This window comes from Dietzia sp. Die43, from assembly GCF_024519835.1.
Taxonomy (GTDB): domain Bacteria; phylum Actinomycetota; class Actinomycetes; order Mycobacteriales; family Mycobacteriaceae; genus Dietzia; species Dietzia kunjamensis.
This window is the reverse complement of sequence record NZ_JALJRF010000092.1, coordinates 1-286: the sequence shown is the minus strand read 5'-3', so window position 1 is coordinate 286 and position 286 is coordinate 1. Positions and strand designations below refer to the sequence as shown.

Annotated in this window: 1 pseudogene; it reads right to left on the bottom strand. The window is 77.6% G+C overall.

The annotated features are described in order from the left end of the window. Window positions 1-286 (bottom strand): annotated as a pseudogene (locus NR111_RS18380) (hypothetical protein); the annotation flags it as partial.

Genomic DNA, 286 nt, shown 5'->3' with positions numbered 1-286 from the left:
TCGGGGGTGGCGCTGGCGGGGGTGGCTTTCTCGGGCGTGGTGTCGGTGGCCGCGCTGGTGGTGGCGCTGGCGCTGGTGGCGTCCGTGCCTGTGCCGTTCCCGGCGGCCGTGCCGGTCCCAGGAGCGGGCGGGGCGGGGTCGTAGGTGCGGGCGCGTTCGGCCTTGCGGCGTTCGGTGTTGCGGCGTTCGGTGCGGTGGCGGGAGGCGCGGCGCGACCAGAACGTCGGCTCCGCGTCGGCCTTCTCGTCACCGGTGGGCCCGGGGCTGCGGCGTTGCTGCCGGGTCC